This window comes from Lysobacter sp. P5_B9 (assembly GCF_054049835.1).
This window is the reverse complement of sequence record NZ_JBFULP010000008.1, coordinates 125,073-141,326: the sequence shown is the minus strand read 5'-3', so window position 1 is coordinate 141,326 and position 16,254 is coordinate 125,073. Positions and strand designations below refer to the sequence as shown.

The following is a 16,254-nucleotide window of genomic DNA, read 5'->3' as shown; positions in this document are numbered from 1 at the left end:
TTCACGTGGTGCTTGCAAGGGTTGTGGCTGGGCGTGGAGCGGCGGAATACGCGCAAATAATGCATGTAACGCGCAACGAGCTGCGCAGCAGCCGGGAAAGAGTGACGGAATGCGCAGGATAGCGTGAACGCGAACCCGGCCGGCGATGTTCGGGATGAAATCCGCGGCATGCGAATTCAGGAAGGAGACGGGCAGCCCTTCCTAGGGTGGATCGCGTCGCGAAAGCAGCGACTCCGCATGGGTACGCGGACATCCCCCGAAGACTGCAAGGAGAAGGATATGCGCAAGACTCTGTTGACTGCGATGGTTGCTGGCGTCCTGTGCGCGCCCGCCGCGTACGCCCAGGTGAGCCTTGGCGGTGGTGGCGGCATCGGCGTGAACACCGGCCCGGTCGGGCTGGGTGCCAATGGCCGCGGCGACGCCGGCATCGATGCGCGCAACTCGCGCATCGATAGCCATGCCAGCCACGGCGCCGATGGTCGCGCTACCGGTAATGTCGTGGGCGATGCCGCTCGGACGGTGGCAGGTTCCGCCCAAGAAGGCACCGGCAGGGCGAAGCAAGCGGGCGCGACCGCACGCGATACGGCGCGCGCGGGTGCGCAGGCGGGTGCCAATGCCAGTGCGCAGGCGGTCGAATCGGTGACGGGCAACGCGAATGCCGCCACCCATTCCGTTCTCGGCGCCGCTGACGCCACCACCACTTCGGCCGATGTGACCGGCCAGGGACAGGTGGCGGGCGGACTGGAAGGCAACGCCAACGCCGCGGCCAATGCGGCCGTCCACGCGGGTGCGAATGCGGGTGGCAACAAGGAGGAGGCCATCGACGACAAGGGCAAGCAGCCAGCCAAGGGCAAGGACGCGCGCGACCAGCAGCGGAAAAACGCGCCACGCCGCTGATCGATCGCGCGGGCCTCGCCGCATGCAAACGCCCGGGAATCCGGGCGTCTGCATGATGGGGATGCTGTTCAGTCCCAGGCATGGCCCCATGGCGTAAGGTGACGCCGCTGTCGATGTCCTGGCAGCAAACGAGGAGAAATCAATGACGATCCGCAAGCTGCTGCTCCCGACCTTGATTGCCGCCGCGCTGGCGGCGCCCACCGCCTTCGCGCAGAACGCGGGCGCCAAGGACCAGGAACACGCCCAGGACCAGGCTGCCGCCGCAGCCAAGGCCGACGCGGCGAAAGCCAAGGCCGATGCCGCCAAGGCCGATGCCCGCAAGGACGGTAAGCAGGATGCCAAGCCGAAGTCCGCGAAGAAGGACGCCAAGTCCGGTGCGGACCAGGAACAGCCCGACGAACCCGAGGAAGACGGCCGCTAATTCCTGCCGCAATTCCCAGGCAGAACGCCCCGCATGTCGGGGCGTTCTGCTTTTTGGCCACGGCGAAGAGGCGGAACGAACCGTCCCGCCGCCGTCAAGCTCGCCGCGGCCGCAACCAGTCTGTAAACTATGGCTTTCCGGGAGCCCGCTTCCCCATGACCCCCCCAAATTCCATAACGCCGCTCGTCTTCGTCACCGGCGGCGTGGTGTCTTCGCTTGGCAAGGGCATCGCGGCCGCCTCGCTGGCCGCCATCCTCGAAGCACGCGGCCTGCGCGTGACGATGATGAAGCTCGACCCCTACATCAACGTCGATCCGGGCACGATGAGCCCGTTCCAGCACGGCGAGGTCTACGTCACCGACGACGGGGCCGAGACCGACCTGGATCTGGGCCACTACGAGCGCTTCCTGCGCGTGCGCCTCTCCGGCAAGAACTCCATCACCACCGGCAAGATCTACGAATCCGTGATCCGCAAGGAGCGCCGCGGCGACTACCTCGGCGGTACCGTGCAGGTCATTCCGCACATCACCGACGAGATCAAGCGCCGCATCGACGAGGCCACGGCCGGCTACGACGTCGGCCTGGTCGAGATCGGCGGCACGGTGGGCGACATCGAGTCGCTGCCGTTCCTCGAGGCCATCCKCCAGATCCGCACCGAACGCGGCCAGGACAAGGCGCTGTTCATGCACCTGACACTGGTGCCGTACATCGCCGCTGCGGGCGAGCTGAAGACCAAGCCGACCCAGCACTCGGTGAAGGAACTGCGTTCGATCGGTATCCAGCCCGACGTGCTGCTGTGCCGCAGCGAGCAGGAACTGCCCGACGGAGAGCGCCGCAAGATCGCGCTGTTCACCAACGTGCCGGAAAAGGCTGTCATCTCCGCGGTCGACCTGGACAACATCTACAAGATTCCGATGTGGCTGCACCAGCAGCAGCTCGACCAGATCGTGGTCGAACGCCTGCGCCTGGAAGGCAAGGCCAAGCCCGATGCCGACCTCTCGGAATGGAACGCCGTGGTCGATGCCGCCGAGCATCCGGTCGACGAGGTCACCATCGCCGTCGTCGGCAAGTACATCGACCACCAGGACGCCTACAAGTCGCTGGCCGAGGCGCTCAAGCACGGTGGCCTGCGCCAGCGCACCAAGGTCAAGCTGAAGTGGCTGGAGTCGACCGAGGTCGAGCAGAGCGGCGCGAAGGCGCTGGAAGGCGTCGACGGCATCCTGGTGCCGGGCGGATTCGGTGATCGCGGCTTCGAGGGCAAGGTGCTCACCGCGCAGTACGCGCGCGAACACGGCCTGCCTTACTTCGGCATCTGCTACGGCATGCAGGCCGCGGTGGTCGACTACGCGCGCAACGTCCTCGGTTTCGCCGATGCCAACAGCACCGAGAACGACAAGCAGTCCAATCATCCGGTCATTGGCCTGATCACCGAATGGCGCACCGCCAGCGGCGACATCGAGCGCCGCAGCGAGGAATCCGACCTGGGCGGCACGATGCGCCTGGGCCTGCAGGACCAGCGGATCAAGCCCGGCACGCTGGCCCGTGAGGTCTACGGCAAGGACGTCGTGGGCGAGCGCCATCGCCACCGCTACGAGTTCAACAATCGCTACCTCAACCAGCTCGAGAACGCGGGCCTGGTGATCAGCGCCAAGTCGATGGACGAGACGCTGGTGGAAATGGTGGAGCTGCCGCGGTCCAGGCATCCATGGTTCCTGGCCTGCCAGGCGCACCCGGAATTCCTGTCCACGCCGCGCGATGGCCATCCGTTGTTCATCGGATTCGTCCGCGCTGCGCGCGAGCACAAGGCGGGCGGCCGCCTCCTCAAGGAAGCCACGGCATGAAGCTTTGCGGATTCGAGATCGGTCTCGACAAGCCCTTTTTCCTCATCGCCGGTCCCTGCGTGATCGAGTCGATGCAGTTGCAGCTCGACACCGCAGGTACGCTCAAGGAAATCACCAGCGAGCTCGGCATCCCCTTCATCTTCAAGTCCAGCTTCGACAAGGCCAACCGCACTTCGGTGTCGGGCTTCCGCGGCCCAGGCATGGAAGAGGGCCTGAAGGTGCTGGCGGAAGTGAAGCGCCAGCTCGACCTGCCGGTGCTCACCGACGTGCACGAATACACGCCCATGAACGAGGTCGCGAGCGTCGTCGACGTGCTGCAGACGCCGGCGTTCCTGTGCCGGCAGACCGACTTCATCCAGAACGTCGCCCGCGCCGGCAAGCCGGTGAACATCAAGAAGGGCCAGTTCCTGTCGCCGTGGGAAATGAAGCACGTCGCCGACAAGGCGCTGGCCACGGGCAACAAGGACATCATGGTCTGCGAGCGCGGCGCCAGCTTCGGCTACAACAACCTCGTCAGCGACATGCGTTCGCTGGCGGTGATGCGCGACACCAGCTGCCCGGTGGTGTTCGACGCGACGCACTCGGTGCAGCTGCCCGGCGGCGCTAGCGGCAAGAGCGGCGGCCAGCGCGAGTTCGTGCCGGTGCTGTCGCGCGCGGCGATGGCGGTCGGCATCAGCGGCATCTTCATGGAGACGCATCCCAGGCCGGAAGAGGCGCTGAGCGACGGCCCCAATGCGTGGCCGCTGCCGAAGATGCGCGCCCTGCTGGAGACGCTGCTCGAGATCGACCGCATCACCAAGAAGAACGGCTTCCTCGAAGCCGGCGTCTGATCCAAATTCCCTTCAAACAAAAAAACCACTGACGATGACCACGATCGCCAAAGTCCACGCCCGCGAAATCCTCGACAGCCGTGGCAACCCGACCCTCGAAGCCGACGTCACCCTCAGCGACGGCAGCTTCGGCCGCGCGATGGTGCCCTCGGGCGCCTCGACCGGCACCAAGGAGGCTGTCGAACTGCGCGACGGCGACAAGACGCGTTACCTCGGCAAGGGCGTGCGCAAGGCGGTCGAGAACGTCAACACGACGATCGCCTCCGCGCTTACCGGCCTCGACGCCGCCGACCAGGCCGCGCTGGACAAGCGCCTGATCGACCTCGACGGCACCGAGAACAAGGGTCGCCTGGGTGCGAACGCGCTGCTGGCCGTGTCGATGGCAAACGCGCACGCGGTGGCCGCGTCGAAGAAGATGCCGCTGTGGCAACACCTCGCCAACGGCCGCGAAGTCGTGCTGCCGGTGCCGATGATGAACATCATCAACGGCGGCGCGCATGCCGACAACAACGTCGACATGCAGGAATTCATGGTCCTGCCGGTGGGCATGGGCAGCTTCGCCGAATCGCTGCGCGCCGGCACCGAGGTGTTCCACGCGCTGAAGTCGGTGCTCAAGGGCCGCGGCCTGAGCACGGCCGTGGGCGACGAAGGCGGCTTCGCGCCGGACCTGCGTTCGAACGAGGAAGCGCTGGAGACCATCCTCGAAGCGATCGGCAAGGCCGGCTACAAGGCCGGCGAGGACATCCTGCTCGGTCTCGACGTCGCCTCCAGCGAATTCTTCGAGAACGGCAAGTACAACCTCACTGGCGAAGGCAAGCGCCTGACCTCGGAGCAGTTCGTCGACTTCCTCGCCAACTGGTGCACGCAGTACCCGATCATCACGATCGAGGACGGCATGTCCGAGCACGACTGGGCAGGCTGGAAGCTGCTCACCGACCGCATCGGCAACAAGGTGCAGCTGGTCGGCGACGACCTGTTCGTCACCAACCCGAAGATCTTCAAGGAAGGCATCGACCAGGGCGTGGCCAACGCCATCCTGATCAAGGTCAACCAGATCGGCACGCTGACCGAGACGCTGGAAGCCATCGCCATGGCCGACGCCAACCGCTATGCGGCGATCGTCTCGCACCGTTCCGGCGAAACCGAGGACACGACCATCGCGGACATCGCGGTCGCCACCACGGCGACGCAGATCAAGACCGGCTCGCTGTGCCGCAGCGACCGCGTGGCCAAGTACAACCAGCTGCTGCGCATCGAGGAAGCCCTCGGCGCCGCCGCGAAGTACGCCGGCCGCGACGCCTTCGTCTCGTTGAAGCGCTGAGGCAACGCGCTTGGGAATGCGCTGGCTGCCGAACCAGGTTGTCGGGCTCCTGCTGGTGGCGCTCGTGGCGCTGCTCGCATTCCTGCAGTACCGCCTGTGGTGGGGCGAGGGCGGCCGCCGTTCGGTGGCCGACCTGCGCCAGCAGGTCGAACAGCAGGCGCACGAGAACGAAGGCCTCAAGCAACGCAACGCCGCGCTCGGGGCCGAAGTCGAGGACCTCAAGTCCGGCGAGGCGGCCGTCGAAGAACGCGCACGCAGTGAGCTCGGCATGATCAAGCCCGGCGAAACCTTCTACCGCGTGGTGGAGCCGGAAGGGTCCACGGCGACGGACGAGGACGCGACGCCTTCCGAGCCGAAGCAGTGACCACGACGCACGCCGCGGATCCAGTCTGGGTGGTCATCCCCGCGGCCGGACGCGGCAGCCGCTTTGGCGGCGATATCCCCAAGCAGTACCTGGAAGTCGCGGGCCGGCCGCTGATCGCGCACGCGCTGGAAGTCCTGCTGTCCCATCCGCGCGTCGCCGGTGCGGTGGTGGCGCTGGCGGCCGACGATACGCGCTGGCCGAATTGGGAATCCTTGTGGGGCAAGCCGGTGCTGCGCTGCCACGGGGGCTGCGAACGCGCGGATTCCGTGCTCGCCGCATTGCAGGCCTTGCCCGCCGGTGTCGCCGACACCGCATTGGTGCTGGTACACGATGCGGCGCGGCCGAACCTGCGCCTGGGCGATATCGATCGCCTGATCGCGGCCGCCGACGCGCATGCGGATGGCGCCATCCTGGCCGCGCCGGTACGCGACACGCTCAAGCGCGCCGATGCGCAGCGCGACATATCCGCCACCGAGCCGCGAGAGGGACTGTGGCGCGCGCTCACGCCGCAGGCATTCCGGCGTGGTGCCCTGGCGGCGGCGCTGGAACGCGCACGCGCCGACGGCGTCGTCGTGACCGACGAGGCGATGGCGATGGAGCGGAGCGGCCTCCGGCCCCGCCTGGTGGAAGGGCGCGAGGACAACATCAAGGTCACCACGCCGGCGGACCTCGCGTTGGTAGAGTTCCTGCTGGGCAAGGCGAGTCAGGGGGAATGCGAATGAAGTTGTCCATTGCCACTGCCCGGTTGTCGAAATGAACATCCGCATCGGCCAGGGCTTCGATGTCCATGCCTTCGGTGAGGGCGACCACGTCATGCTGGGCGGCGTCCGTGTCCCGCACGACCGGGGCGTAGTCGCCCATTCCGACGGCGACGTGGCCATCCATGCGCTGTGCGACGCCATGCTCGGGGCGCTGGCGCTGGGCGATATCGGCCAGCACTTTCCGCCGAGCGACGCTCGATGGAAGGGCGCGGACAGCCGCGCCTTCCTGCGTCGGTGCAATGAATTGATTGGTGAACGTGGCTGGCGCGTCGGCAACGCCGACATCACGGTGGTCTGCGAGCGGCCCAAGGTGGGCCCGCACGCACCGGCGATGCGCGAGCGGCTGGCGGCGGACCTGGGGATCGATCTGGATGCGGTGAGCGTCAAGGCCACCACCAGCGAAAAGCTCGGCTTCACCGGGCGTGGCGAGGGGATCGCCGCGCAGGCGGCGGTATTGCTCGTGCGTGCCGAGCGCGCGGCGTAAGAATCAGCGCGCACAGCGCGGACGAAGCGAACGTGGACGAACAACAGACTTTGCCCCATGCCCATGGCGAGGCCGTCCTTGCAGCGAGGATGCGCAGCACGCCTGATGACTTCCTTGTCGAAGAGCTGCCCGGTTTCGAACCCAGCGGCAGCGGCGAACACCTGCTGCTGACGATCGAAAAGCGCGGCATGAATACCGCGTTCGCAGCCAAGCGCATCGCGGCGTGGGCGCGGGTGCCGGAAATGGCGGTGAGCTATGCCGGGCTCAAGGACCGGCATGCCGTCACCCGCCAGCGTTTCAGCGTGCACCTGCCGAAGAAAATCGCGCCGGATATCGCCGCGCTCGACTGCGAAGAACTGCGCGTGCTCGAACACACGTGGCATTCGCGCAAGCTGCCGCGCGGGGCCCTGGCGGGTAACCGCTTCGTGCTGGTCCTGCGCGCGGTCAGTGGCGATCGCGATGCCATCGAGCAGCGCCTGCAGGCAATCGCCGCACGCGGCGTGCCCAACTATTTCGGCGAGCAGCGCTTTGGCCGCGCCGGCGACAACGTCGCGCAGGCGTTGGCGATGTTCGCCGGACGCCGCGTTCGCCGCGAGGAGCGCACGTTGCTGCTGTCGGCGGCCCGCTCGGAACTGTTCAACCGCGTGCTCGCCGCACGCGTCGAGGCCGGCAATTGGGACAGCGCGCTCGAGGGCGAAGTCTGGTCGCTGGATGGCAGTCGCAGCGTGTTCGGTCCGGAACCTTTCACCGAGGCGTTGGCGGCGCGCCTGGCCGCATTCGATATCCACCCGAGCGGTCCGCTTTGGGGACGTGGCGAACTGCGCAGCCGTGCGGACGCCGCTGAACTGGAAACCCGGGCCCTCGACGGGGAAGAGGCAATCGCGCTGCGCAGGGGCCTGGAGGCCGCCGGCCTCGAACAGGAGCGCCGATCCTTGCGACTGCGTCCGCTGGACATCGCATGGGAGTGGCGCGATGGCGCCTCGCTGGAGCTTTCGTTCGCACTACCGCCCGGGACTTACGCCACGGTCGTACTGGCAGAACTTGGCGCGGTCAGCTCGGCAGTTCCCGCCTGACGACCGCTCGTCGGAAAGCCATTGACGACACTGGCCCGTTAATTGGCCCGGCGTATAAGCAGGAAGTGCACCCGGCTTGGCGCCGGTGCCGTCCGTACGAACGGACGCAGTGCCTTCGGAGTGCCGTCATGAAAATGTCAGTGCGCATGGCTGTATTGACCGTGTCGATGCTCGGCCTGGCCGCTTGCGCCAGCTCGGGTGGCACGACCAGTTACAGCGCGAAACCGCAATCACATCCGCAGACCCGCATGTCCAACAATGAGGCCTATATGGCGCGGATCGAAGCCTACGACCGCCGTCGTGGCATCGATCTGACCTGGGTGAACCCGCCTCGCGAAATCGTCGCAAAAGACGAGTAATGCAGCTCCCGCGCTGCCCCGGATTGGCTCCGCCTGGCTGACCGCTCAGGCTGAGCCGGAACGACGCGGCGCCAGCAGCACGAGCACCGCTCCGGTGCCGCCCTGCGCGGGCGGCGCGGAGTGGAAACCGAGGACGTCTGCGCGCTGGCGCAGCAGGCGGTCCACCAGGTTTTTCAGTACCGGCACGTCGCGGCTCGAGAAGGGGCCTGGGCCGCCACCGTGCAATCCCTTTCCATGAATGATGCGCACGCAGGCAGCGTCGTGGTCGCGTGCATGCGCGAGGAAGGCGCGCAGCAGCGCTTCGGCTTCGCGCACATCGGCGCCGTGCAGGTCCACCTCGTCCTGCACGGCGATCTCGCCACGGCGCAGCCGCTGCAGCACCCGCGGCGGCAACACATCGCGACGGTAAGAGAGCACGTCGCCGGACTCCACCAGCGTCACGTCGAGGGCGTGGCGGAACTCGTCGCGTGCGGCCGCTTCATCCCGCTCGGCCATGCGCGCGCGCGGCTTCGGCTTCGGCCGGGATGCCGGAGGCGGCGTCACATCGCGCAGCCTGCGCACCGGACCGACCGCGGAGCGGAACAGATCGGCATCGTCGTCTTGGTCTGACGTCATGGCGGCAGACTACCGCGATGGGGATGCCGATGGCGCCTTGCGCGCTCATCCGCGCACACGGGGGAACGGCCGCTCGGCGCGGACGGGCGCCCATGCGTCGTTTCCGGGCTGCCGTGGCCGGCCTGCGGTGAGGCCATCGGCTATCATGGCTACTCCGCTCCAATCCCCCAGATTTTCTGAATTGATGCGCGTTCTTGTAAGCAACGACGACGGTGTCGACGCCCCGGGTATCCAGATCCTTGCCGCGGGCCTGCGCGCGGCCGGCCACGAGGTGCTGGTGGTGGCGCCCGACCGTGACCGTTCCGGCGCCAGCAACTCGCTCACGCTCGACATGCCAGTGCGGGTGATCCAGCAGGACGCCGCCACCTGGCGCGTCTTCGGCACCCCGACCGACTGCGTCCACGTCGCCATCACGGGCATGCTCGAAGCCGAACCGGACATCGTCGTCTCCGGCATCAACAACACCGCGAACCTGGGCGACGACGTGATCTATTCCGGCACCGTTGCCGCCGCCATGGAAGGGCGTTTCCTCGGCTTGCCGGCCGTGGCCGTTTCGCTGGTCACCACCGACCACAAGGGACGGCACTACGAAAGCGCCGCCCGCGCCGCGGTCGAGATCATCGCCAGGCTGGTCGCCGAACCCCTGCCGGCCGACACGATCCTCAACGTCAATGTCCCCGACCTGCCGTGGGACGACCTGGCCGGGTTTGAAGTCACGCGCCTGGGCAACCGCCATCGCGCCGAACCCTGCATCCCGCAGCGCGATCCGCGTGGCCGGCAATGGTGGTGGATCGGCCCGGCGGGACCCGAAGCCGACTCCGGCGTCGGCACCGATTTCCACGCGGTGCGCAGCGGCCATATCTCGATCACCCCGATCCACGTCGACCTGACGCGCTACACCGCGCTCGAGCAGGTCTCCAGTTGGGTAGGCGGCCTCGCCGCCGCGACCGGAAAGGCCGCATGATGATGCGCATGCGACTGCAACCCGAAGCGATTGGACAAGGCATGACGTCGCAGCGCGTGCGCGACCGCCTGGTCGATCGCCTGCGCGAAAACGGCATCCGCGATGAGCGCGTGCTCAACGCGATCCGCACCGTGCCGCGCCATTTGTTCGTCGATGAGGCACTGGCGACCCGGGCGTACGAAGACACCGCATTGCCGATCGGCCAGGGCCAGACCATCTCGCAACCCTGGGTCGTGGCGAAGATGACCGAGGCCGTGCTCGAAGGCGCGCCCAAGAAGGTGCTCGAAATCGGTACCGGCTCCGGTTACCAGGCGGCGGTGCTCGCCGCGCTGGGACTGGAAGTGCATACCGTCGAGCGCATCGGCGAGCTGCTGCGCACGGCGCGCAAGCGTTTCCGCACGCTGGGCATGAACATCCGCAGCAAGCACGACGATGGCCGCATCGGCTGGGCGGAAAACGCCCCGTTCGACGCCATCATCGTCACCGCCGCCGCACCGGCCCTGGTCGATGCCCTGACCGCGCAGCTCGCCCCGGGCGGCAACCTGGTCGCACCGGTGGGCGGAGCGTCGTCGCAGTCGCTGTTGAAGCTGCACAAGGACGCCGACGGCCAGATCACCCAGGAGGTGATGGCGCCGGTGGTATTCGTGCCCCTGCTTTCCGGGATGGTTGATTGAAGATCTTTGGTCCCCTCTACGAACGTGCCCTGAGCTGGGCGCGCCATCGCCACGCACCGGTCTATCTGACCGGCCTGAGTTTCGTCGAAGCGATCATCTTCCCGGTGATGCCCGAGGTCATGCTCGCGCCGATGTGCGTGGCCAAGCCCAAGAGCGGGTTCTGGTTTGCGACCCTCAGCCTGGCCGGTTCCATGGCCGGCGCGATGGTCGGTTACGCGCTGGGGCATTACGCATTCGAAGCGCTCAAGCCGGTGTTCGCGGCATTGGGCATGCTGCATGGCATCGAGTCCGGCATACAGATCGTGCAGRCAAAGATGGCCGAGTCGCCGTGGGCGGTGTTCCTGTTCCTCGTGCTGGGCGGCTTCATGCCCATTCCGATGAAGGTGTTCACGTGGGCATCGGGCATCGTCGGCGTGCCCCTCCTGCAGTACTTCCTGAGCATGCTCATCGGGCGGGGCAAACGGGTCTTTCTTCTCGCCGCGGCAATCCGCATCGGCGGCCCGCGCGCGGAACAGATGTTGCGACGCTACATCGAGCCGATCGGCTGGTTTGCGACGGTGTTGCTGGCTGCGCTGGTGGCCTGGGTGATCTGGAGGGCACGACAGGGCGTATGACCAACATCACCCGGATTGCCTTCCTCGCCATCGCGACTGTCGCGATGGCCGCCTGCACCAGCACCGTGGTGCGCAAGACCTCGACCAGCCCGGTGGCTCCGCGCGTCTCGACGCCGAAATACGGTGCGTCCGCGCAGGTGCAACGCGGCGACACGCTCTACGGCATCGCGTTCCGCAACGGCATCGACGTGCGCGACCTCGCCGCATGGAACGGCATCAGTGCGCCGTACACGATCTATCCCGGCCAGAGCCTGCGCCTGTACCCACGGAACGGTTCTGCGGCGGCGGCAAACCGGCCTGGTCCGACCGCGACGCGGCCGCCGGCCACGGCTGCGCCATCACGGCCCACGGCAGGCACGGCAAAGCCGCCGCGTCCCGTAGCGACGTCACCGGTTGCCACCACGCCGGTGCCGCCACCTCCCGCTGCGCCAGTGAGCGACATCAGCTGGCGCTGGCCCGCCGATGGCGCGCTGCTCAACCGTTTCGTCGCTGGCGAACCGACCAAGCAGGGCATCGACATCACCGGCGAAGGCGGCGCACCGGTCACGGCAGCGGCCGATGGCGTCGTGGTGTACTCCGGCTCCGGCCTGGTCGGCTATGGCGAACTGATCATCATCAAGCACAACGATGCCTGGCTCTCGGCCTACGGCCACAACCGTTCGCGCATGGTCAACGAAGGCGCGATCGTCAAGGCGGGCCAGCAGGTCGCGGTAATGGGCCGCACCGGCGCACCGCGCGACATGCTGCATTTCGAGATCCGCTACAACGGCAAGCCGGTGGATCCGCTTACGTACCTGCCCAAGCGCTGATACGGCGGCCGCAGTCGTTCTTGTGTTGCTGGCGGCGCGTCAGTCCATTCCGGTCAGGTCGAGCCACCGGCCCTGGTGCCAATAGCGGATGCTCGACGCCTTGGCGGCGTCGCCCTCTTCAATGCCGTCATGATCGAGTGGTGAGGGCAGTTCGGCCGGATCGCCGAAGGCATCGGCCAGGTCGCGGATGACCTTGGGTGTCGCGGTCGCGATGTAGCGGGTGTAGTGCCACTCTTCCGGGCCCGCTCCCTGCATCCACTCGATATCGGGCGAAGCGGGTTCCACCAGTACATCCTTGACGTCACCGTGCCAGTAGACGATCAACGCCGAACTCCCGTCACGCGAACACAGCACGGCCCAGTCTTTCTGCGTGGCTGATCGGAAATGGCCACTGACAACGTTGGTGCGCGTGTTCGGACCGGCTTCCTGGTTCTGCGGAACCCGGCATCCGCGCCGCTCAAGGTCCTGGCGGATGTTTACGGGTAGGGCGGGAAACTCTGCTGGATCCCGCATTGGTATGGCGGCTGCATCGGGCTTGCCGGCCGCTTGCGACCGGGCGCTGCCCGCCACCAGCAGCAGCGTCAGTACGATGAAGATGCTTCGCATGGTCGCCCCGTGCTGATTCCATTCGCGGTCACGTCGCCTGCGCGCGCTTTTTATCGCGCCGGCGCCCCTGTTCTAGCCACGCATTTCGACGCGCCAGGCGGTCGCTGGATTCTAAGGAGCGGGTTGCAGGATGAAGCCGGCCACTACCCGCCGGCTTTCGCTGGCCAGCACATTGAATGTACGTGCCGCGGCCGCATTGGCCATGACTTCGATGCCGATGCCGCGCCCCATGCAGAACGCCATGACCGAGGGCGGCGGAAAGACCTGGGTGGCTCCGGTGCCAAGCAGGACCACTTCGGGCTCGAGTTCGAGCAGGGCCTCGAGATCGCCGGCGGCGAGGGCACGCGGATCCTGGACAGGCCACGCTTCGACCAGCCGGTCCGGGGCGATGATGAAGCTGGAATTCAGCTGGCGGTCGTTGACCACCGCGATCCGGCCGTCGGCGCCGCGCAGCAGGAATTCATGGTCGGGGTGTTCGAGGTTCAGTTGCATGGAGCCGCCACGACGATCTGGCTGTTCAGGCCCGGGGCAACACGATCTGGCGCTTGTCCTTGCTCGGCCGGTACAGCACCGCGGTATGGCCGATGCGCTGCACCAGGGCGGCGCCGACCCGTTCAGCGATCTCGCCGATCATGGTGTCGCGTGCGTCCCGATCCTCGGCGGCGACCTTCACCTTGATCAGCTCGTGATGCTCGAGCGCCTGGTCGATCTCGGCGATCAGGGCGTCGGTGATGCCTTTGCCGCCCACTTGCAGCATCGCCCTCAGATCGTGCGCCTGCCCACGCAGGAAACGGGTCTGGGCGGAGGTCAGGACGGTACTCATGGGCAGTATCACGGGCGGGCGAAACGGGCGTGCAGGGTATCATGGAGGCCCAACTCTCCCGGGCGAGCGCTTTCGTGGCCACCCGCAGTAAAAGCAGTCATCGCTGGCTCCAGGAACACTTTTCCGATCCCTTCGTGAAGAAGGCCCAGGCCGAGGGCCTGCGTTCGCGCGCCGCCTACAAGCTGGAGGAGCTCGTCGAGCGCGACCGGCTGCTCAAGCCCGGCATGGTCGTGGTCGATCTCGGCGCAGCGCCGGGCGGCTGGTCGCAATGGGTGCGGCAGGCGCTGGGTGCGAAGGGCCGAGTGATCGCCCTGGACATCCTCGAGATGCCGTCCCTGGCGGGCGTGGAGTTTCTTCATGGGGATTTCAGGGAGGATGCGGTCCTATCGCATCTGGAGAGCACGCTGGATGGCCAGCTTGTGGACCTTGTGCTCTCCGACATGGCCCCCAATATGAGCGGTGTGGACGCGGTGGACCTGCCGCGGGCGATGCATCTGGCGGAACTGGCAATGGACTTTGCCGACCGTCATCTGCGCGTCGGGGGCACGTTCCTGATCAAGCTGTTCCAGGGCGTAGGCTTCGACGATTACGTGCGCGAGCTGCGCCGTCGCTACGCCAAGGTCGTGATCCGCAAGCCGGCGGCCTCGCGCAAGCGTTCGCCGGAGGTTTATGCGCTGGCGCAGGGAAAGCTGGCGCAGATGAAATGACAGTTTCAACACATTATTTGAAGCCGGCACGGACCGCTGAACGGGCGAACCAATGAACGATCTCGCAAAAAATCTGCTGCTCTGGGTCATCGTCGCCGTCGTATTGATGGTGGTGTTCCAGGCGTTCGGCCCGCGCACCGGACTGGGGGCGACCTCCACGGAGGTCACGTATTCCCAGTTCATGAAGGACGTGAAGGCCGACCGCGTGAAGTCGGTCGAATACACCGATGACACCAACCTGGCGGTCAATGCGCTGCAGTTCGAACGCAAGGACGGCAGCAAGGGCACGGCCTATGGCCCGTCCGACAACTGGCTGGTCACCGACCTGCTCCAGCACCAGGTCGAAATCACCCGCAAGCCGCCCAACACCGGGCCGTCGTTCTGGTCGATCGTATTCAACCTGTTGCCGATCCTCCTGATCGTCGGCTTCTGGATCTTCGTCATGCGGCAGATGCAGCAGGGCGGGAGCAAGGGTGCGATGAGCTTCGGCAAGTCGCGCGCGAAGATGCAGGGCGAGGACCAGGTCAAGGTCACTTTCGCCGACGTCGCCGGCTGCGACGAGGCCAAGGAAGAAGTGCACGAGCTCGTCGAGTTCCTGCGTGACCCGGGCAAGTTCCAGAAGCTCGGCGGCAAGATCCCGCGTGGCGTGCTGATGGTGGGTCCGCCGGGTACCGGCAAGACGCTGCTCGCCCGCGCGATTGCCGGCGAAGCCAAGGTGCCGTTCTTCTCGATCTCCGGTTCGGACTTCGTCGAGATGTTCGTCGGCGTCGGCGCCAGCCGCGTGCGCGACATGTTCGAGCAGGCCAAGAAGCACGCACCGTGCATCATCTTCATCGACGAAATCGACGCGGTCGGCCGCCATCGCGGCGCCGGCCTCGGCGGTGGCCACGACGAGCGCGAGCAGACTCTCAACCAGTTGCTGGTGGAGATGGACGGTTTCGAAGGCGGCGAAGGCGTGATCGTGATCGCCGCGACCAACCGCCCCGACGTGCTCGATCCCGCGCTGCTGCGTCCGGGCCGCTTCGACCGCCAGGTCGTGGTGGGCCTGCCCGACGTCAAGGGCCGCGAGCAGATCCTGCGCGTGCACATGCGCAAGCTGCCGCTGGCGGACGACGTCGTGCCGATGACCATCGCGCGCGGAACCCCGGGCTTCAGCGGCGCCGACCTCGCCAATCTCTGCAACGAGGCCGCGCTGTTCGCCGCGCGCGAGAACGCGAAGGAAGTCCGCATGGACCACTTCGACCGCGCCCGCGACAAGATCCTGATGGGCACCGAGCGCCGCTCGATGGCGATGAGCGAGTCCGAGAAGAAGCTCACCGCCTACCACGAGGCCGGCCACGCCATCGTCGGCCGTGTCGTGCCCGAACACGATCCGGTCTACAAGGTCACGATCATTCCGCGCGGCCGCGCGCTGGGCGTGACCATGTACCTGCCGGAAGGCGACAAGTACAGCTACAACAAGGTCGCGATCGAATCGCAGCTGTGCTCGTTGTACGGCGGCCGCGTCGCCGAGGAACTCATCTTCGGCGCCGACAAGGTCACCACCGGCGCGTCCAACGACATCGAGCGCGCGACCAAGATGGCGCGCAACATGGTCACCAAGTGGGGTTTGTCCGAGCTCGGTCCGATCACCTATGGTGAAGAAGAAGACGAGGTTTTCCTCGGTCGCTCTGTCACCCAGCACAAGAACGTGTCCGATGAAACCGCGCGCAAGATCGATGAAGTCGTGCGTGACATCCTCGATCGTGCGTATGCGCGCAGCACGCAGATTCTGAGCGAGAAACTCGACAGGTTGCATGCGATGGCGGAAGCGCTGCTGCTGTACGAAACCATCGATGCCAAGCAGATCGACGCGATCATGGAAGGCCGCGAGCCGCCGCCGCCGGAAGGCTGGACCAAGAACGGAACAGTCAAAACCGATGACGTCGTTCCGCCGCTGCCGCCGATCGCGGGGCCTGCCGCGCAGACCTGATCGCAGACGGGAATCGACGAATGGAAAGGGCCGGCGAGCAATCCCGGCCCTTTGCTTTTGGCCCGGCACGTCCTGCCCTGGTTGCCGGGATGACAAACTGTGGGCTCCGTCCGCCCCGG

General features: G+C 66.6%; 20 protein-coding genes. 16 read left to right on the top strand and 4 right to left on the bottom strand.

Annotated elements, in window-relative coordinates; translation table 11 throughout:
• Nucleotides 1-123 precede the first annotated feature (123 nt).
• From ACXJJ9_RS15425 to ACXJJ9_RS15380, 10 genes are all read left to right on the top strand, one after another.
• On the top strand, nt 124-897 hold the full coding sequence (locus tag ACXJJ9_RS15425) for a hypothetical protein (RefSeq protein ID WP_457098009.1): 774 nt from the start codon (nt 124-126) through the stop codon (nt 895-897).
• A gap of 142 nt (nt 898-1,039) precedes the next feature.
• Complete coding sequence (locus ACXJJ9_RS15420; protein WP_457098008.1) at nt 1,040-1,318, top strand: hypothetical protein; 279 nt, start codon at nt 1,040-1,042, stop codon at nt 1,316-1,318.
• A 173-nt stretch (nt 1,319-1,491) separates the two neighbouring features.
• Nucleotides 1,492-3,159 (top strand): CTP synthase, encoded by a 1,668-nt coding sequence (locus ACXJJ9_RS15415; protein ID WP_457098091.1) that lies wholly within the window; start codon nt 1,492-1,494, stop codon nt 3,157-3,159.
• Complete coding sequence (gene kdsA, locus ACXJJ9_RS15410; protein WP_457098007.1) at nt 3,156-3,989, top strand: 3-deoxy-8-phosphooctulonate synthase; 834 nt, start codon at nt 3,156-3,158, stop codon at nt 3,987-3,989. The genes ACXJJ9_RS15415 and kdsA overlap by 4 nt, the downstream gene beginning before the upstream one ends.
• A gap of 34 nt (nt 3,990-4,023) precedes the next feature.
• The gene (gene eno, locus ACXJJ9_RS15405) at nt 4,024-5,310 is read left to right on the top strand and encodes a phosphopyruvate hydratase (protein ID WP_457098006.1); all 1,287 of its coding nucleotides are present in this window, start codon (nt 4,024-4,026) and stop codon (nt 5,308-5,310) included.
• 16 nt (nt 5,311-5,326) lie between these two features.
• Nucleotides 5,327-5,674 (top strand): cell division protein FtsB, encoded by a 348-nt coding sequence (gene ftsB / locus ACXJJ9_RS15400; RefSeq protein WP_457098005.1) that lies wholly within the window; start codon nt 5,327-5,329, stop codon nt 5,672-5,674.
• Nucleotides 5,671-6,396 carry a 2-C-methyl-D-erythritol 4-phosphate cytidylyltransferase gene (gene ispD / locus ACXJJ9_RS15395; protein WP_457098004.1) on the top strand — a complete coding sequence of 242 codons (726 nt, stop codon included), beginning with the start codon at nt 5,671-5,673 and terminating at the stop codon, nt 6,394-6,396. Before ftsB ends, ispD begins: the two co-directional genes overlap by 4 nt.
• A gap of 31 nt (nt 6,397-6,427) precedes the next feature.
• The gene (gene ispF, locus ACXJJ9_RS15390; protein WP_457098003.1) at nt 6,428-6,919 is read left to right on the top strand and encodes a 2-C-methyl-D-erythritol 2,4-cyclodiphosphate synthase; all 492 of its coding nucleotides are present in this window, start codon (nt 6,428-6,430) and stop codon (nt 6,917-6,919) included.
• A 32-nt stretch (nt 6,920-6,951) separates the two neighbouring features.
• Nucleotides 6,952-7,992, top strand: a complete 1,041-nt coding sequence (truD, locus tag ACXJJ9_RS15385; protein ID WP_457098002.1) for a tRNA pseudouridine(13) synthase TruD — start codon at nt 6,952-6,954, stop codon at nt 7,990-7,992.
• A gap of 128 nt (nt 7,993-8,120) precedes the next feature.
• Nucleotides 8,121-8,351 carry a hypothetical protein gene (locus ACXJJ9_RS15380; RefSeq protein WP_457098001.1) on the top strand — a complete coding sequence of 77 codons (231 nt, stop codon included), beginning with the start codon at nt 8,121-8,123 and terminating at the stop codon, nt 8,349-8,351.
• A gap of 45 nt (nt 8,352-8,396) precedes the next feature.
• On the opposite strand, the gene ACXJJ9_RS15375 is transcribed toward ACXJJ9_RS15380, so the two are convergent.
• Nucleotides 8,397-8,966: a Smr/MutS family protein gene (locus ACXJJ9_RS15375; protein WP_457098000.1), complete on the bottom strand. Its 570-nt coding sequence runs from the start codon at nt 8,964-8,966 to the stop codon at nt 8,397-8,399.
• Between the two features lie 184 nt (nt 8,967-9,150).
• Here ACXJJ9_RS15375 and surE point away from each other — a divergent pair, with 184 nt between their 5' ends.
• The 4 genes from surE to ACXJJ9_RS15355 are packed head-to-tail and all read left to right on the top strand — an operon-like array spanning nt 9,151 to nt 12,027.
• On the top strand, nt 9,151-9,930 hold the full coding sequence (surE, locus tag ACXJJ9_RS15370) for a 5'/3'-nucleotidase SurE (RefSeq protein ID WP_457097999.1): 780 nt from the start codon (nt 9,151-9,153) through the stop codon (nt 9,928-9,930).
• On the top strand, nt 9,927-10,604 hold the full coding sequence (locus ACXJJ9_RS15365; protein ID WP_457097998.1) for a protein-L-isoaspartate(D-aspartate) O-methyltransferase: 678 nt from the start codon (nt 9,927-9,929) through the stop codon (nt 10,602-10,604). The genes surE and ACXJJ9_RS15365 overlap by 4 nt, the downstream gene beginning before the upstream one ends.
• On the top strand, nt 10,601-11,218 hold the full coding sequence (locus ACXJJ9_RS15360) for a YqaA family protein (protein ID WP_457097997.1): 618 nt from the start codon (nt 10,601-10,603) through the stop codon (nt 11,216-11,218). Before ACXJJ9_RS15365 ends, ACXJJ9_RS15360 begins: the two co-directional genes overlap by 4 nt.
• Nucleotides 11,215-12,027: a peptidoglycan DD-metalloendopeptidase family protein gene (locus tag ACXJJ9_RS15355; protein WP_457097996.1), complete on the top strand. Its 813-nt coding sequence runs from the start codon at nt 11,215-11,217 to the stop codon at nt 12,025-12,027. The genes ACXJJ9_RS15360 and ACXJJ9_RS15355 overlap by 4 nt, the downstream gene beginning before the upstream one ends.
• Before the next feature lie 39 nt (nt 12,028-12,066).
• On the opposite strand, the gene ACXJJ9_RS15350 is transcribed toward ACXJJ9_RS15355, so the two are convergent.
• From ACXJJ9_RS15350 to yhbY, 3 genes are all read right to left on the bottom strand, one after another.
• A complete protein-coding gene (locus ACXJJ9_RS15350) occupies nt 12,067-12,633 on the bottom strand; it encodes a hypothetical protein (RefSeq protein WP_457097995.1) in 567 nt (188 codons plus the stop codon).
• Between the two features lie 111 nt (nt 12,634-12,744).
• Nucleotides 12,745-13,125, bottom strand: coding sequence for an Mth938-like domain-containing protein (locus tag ACXJJ9_RS15345; RefSeq protein ID WP_457097994.1), 381 nt, complete (start codon nt 13,123-13,125; stop codon nt 12,745-12,747).
• A gap of 25 nt (nt 13,126-13,150) precedes the next feature.
• The gene (yhbY, locus tag ACXJJ9_RS15340; RefSeq protein WP_457097993.1) at nt 13,151-13,456 is read right to left on the bottom strand and encodes a ribosome assembly RNA-binding protein YhbY; all 306 of its coding nucleotides are present in this window, start codon (nt 13,454-13,456) and stop codon (nt 13,151-13,153) included.
• A gap of 74 nt (nt 13,457-13,530) precedes the next feature.
• On the opposite strand from yhbY, the gene rlmE reads away from it, so the two are divergent.
• Complete coding sequence (gene rlmE / locus ACXJJ9_RS15335) at nt 13,531-14,163, top strand: 23S rRNA (uridine(2552)-2'-O)-methyltransferase RlmE (protein WP_457098090.1); 633 nt, start codon at nt 13,531-13,533, stop codon at nt 14,161-14,163.
• A gap of 52 nt (nt 14,164-14,215) precedes the next feature.
• Nucleotides 14,216-16,135 (top strand): ATP-dependent zinc metalloprotease FtsH, encoded by a 1,920-nt coding sequence (gene ftsH, locus ACXJJ9_RS15330; protein WP_457097992.1) that lies wholly within the window; start codon nt 14,216-14,218, stop codon nt 16,133-16,135.
• Nucleotides 16,136-16,254: the final 119 nt, after the last annotated feature.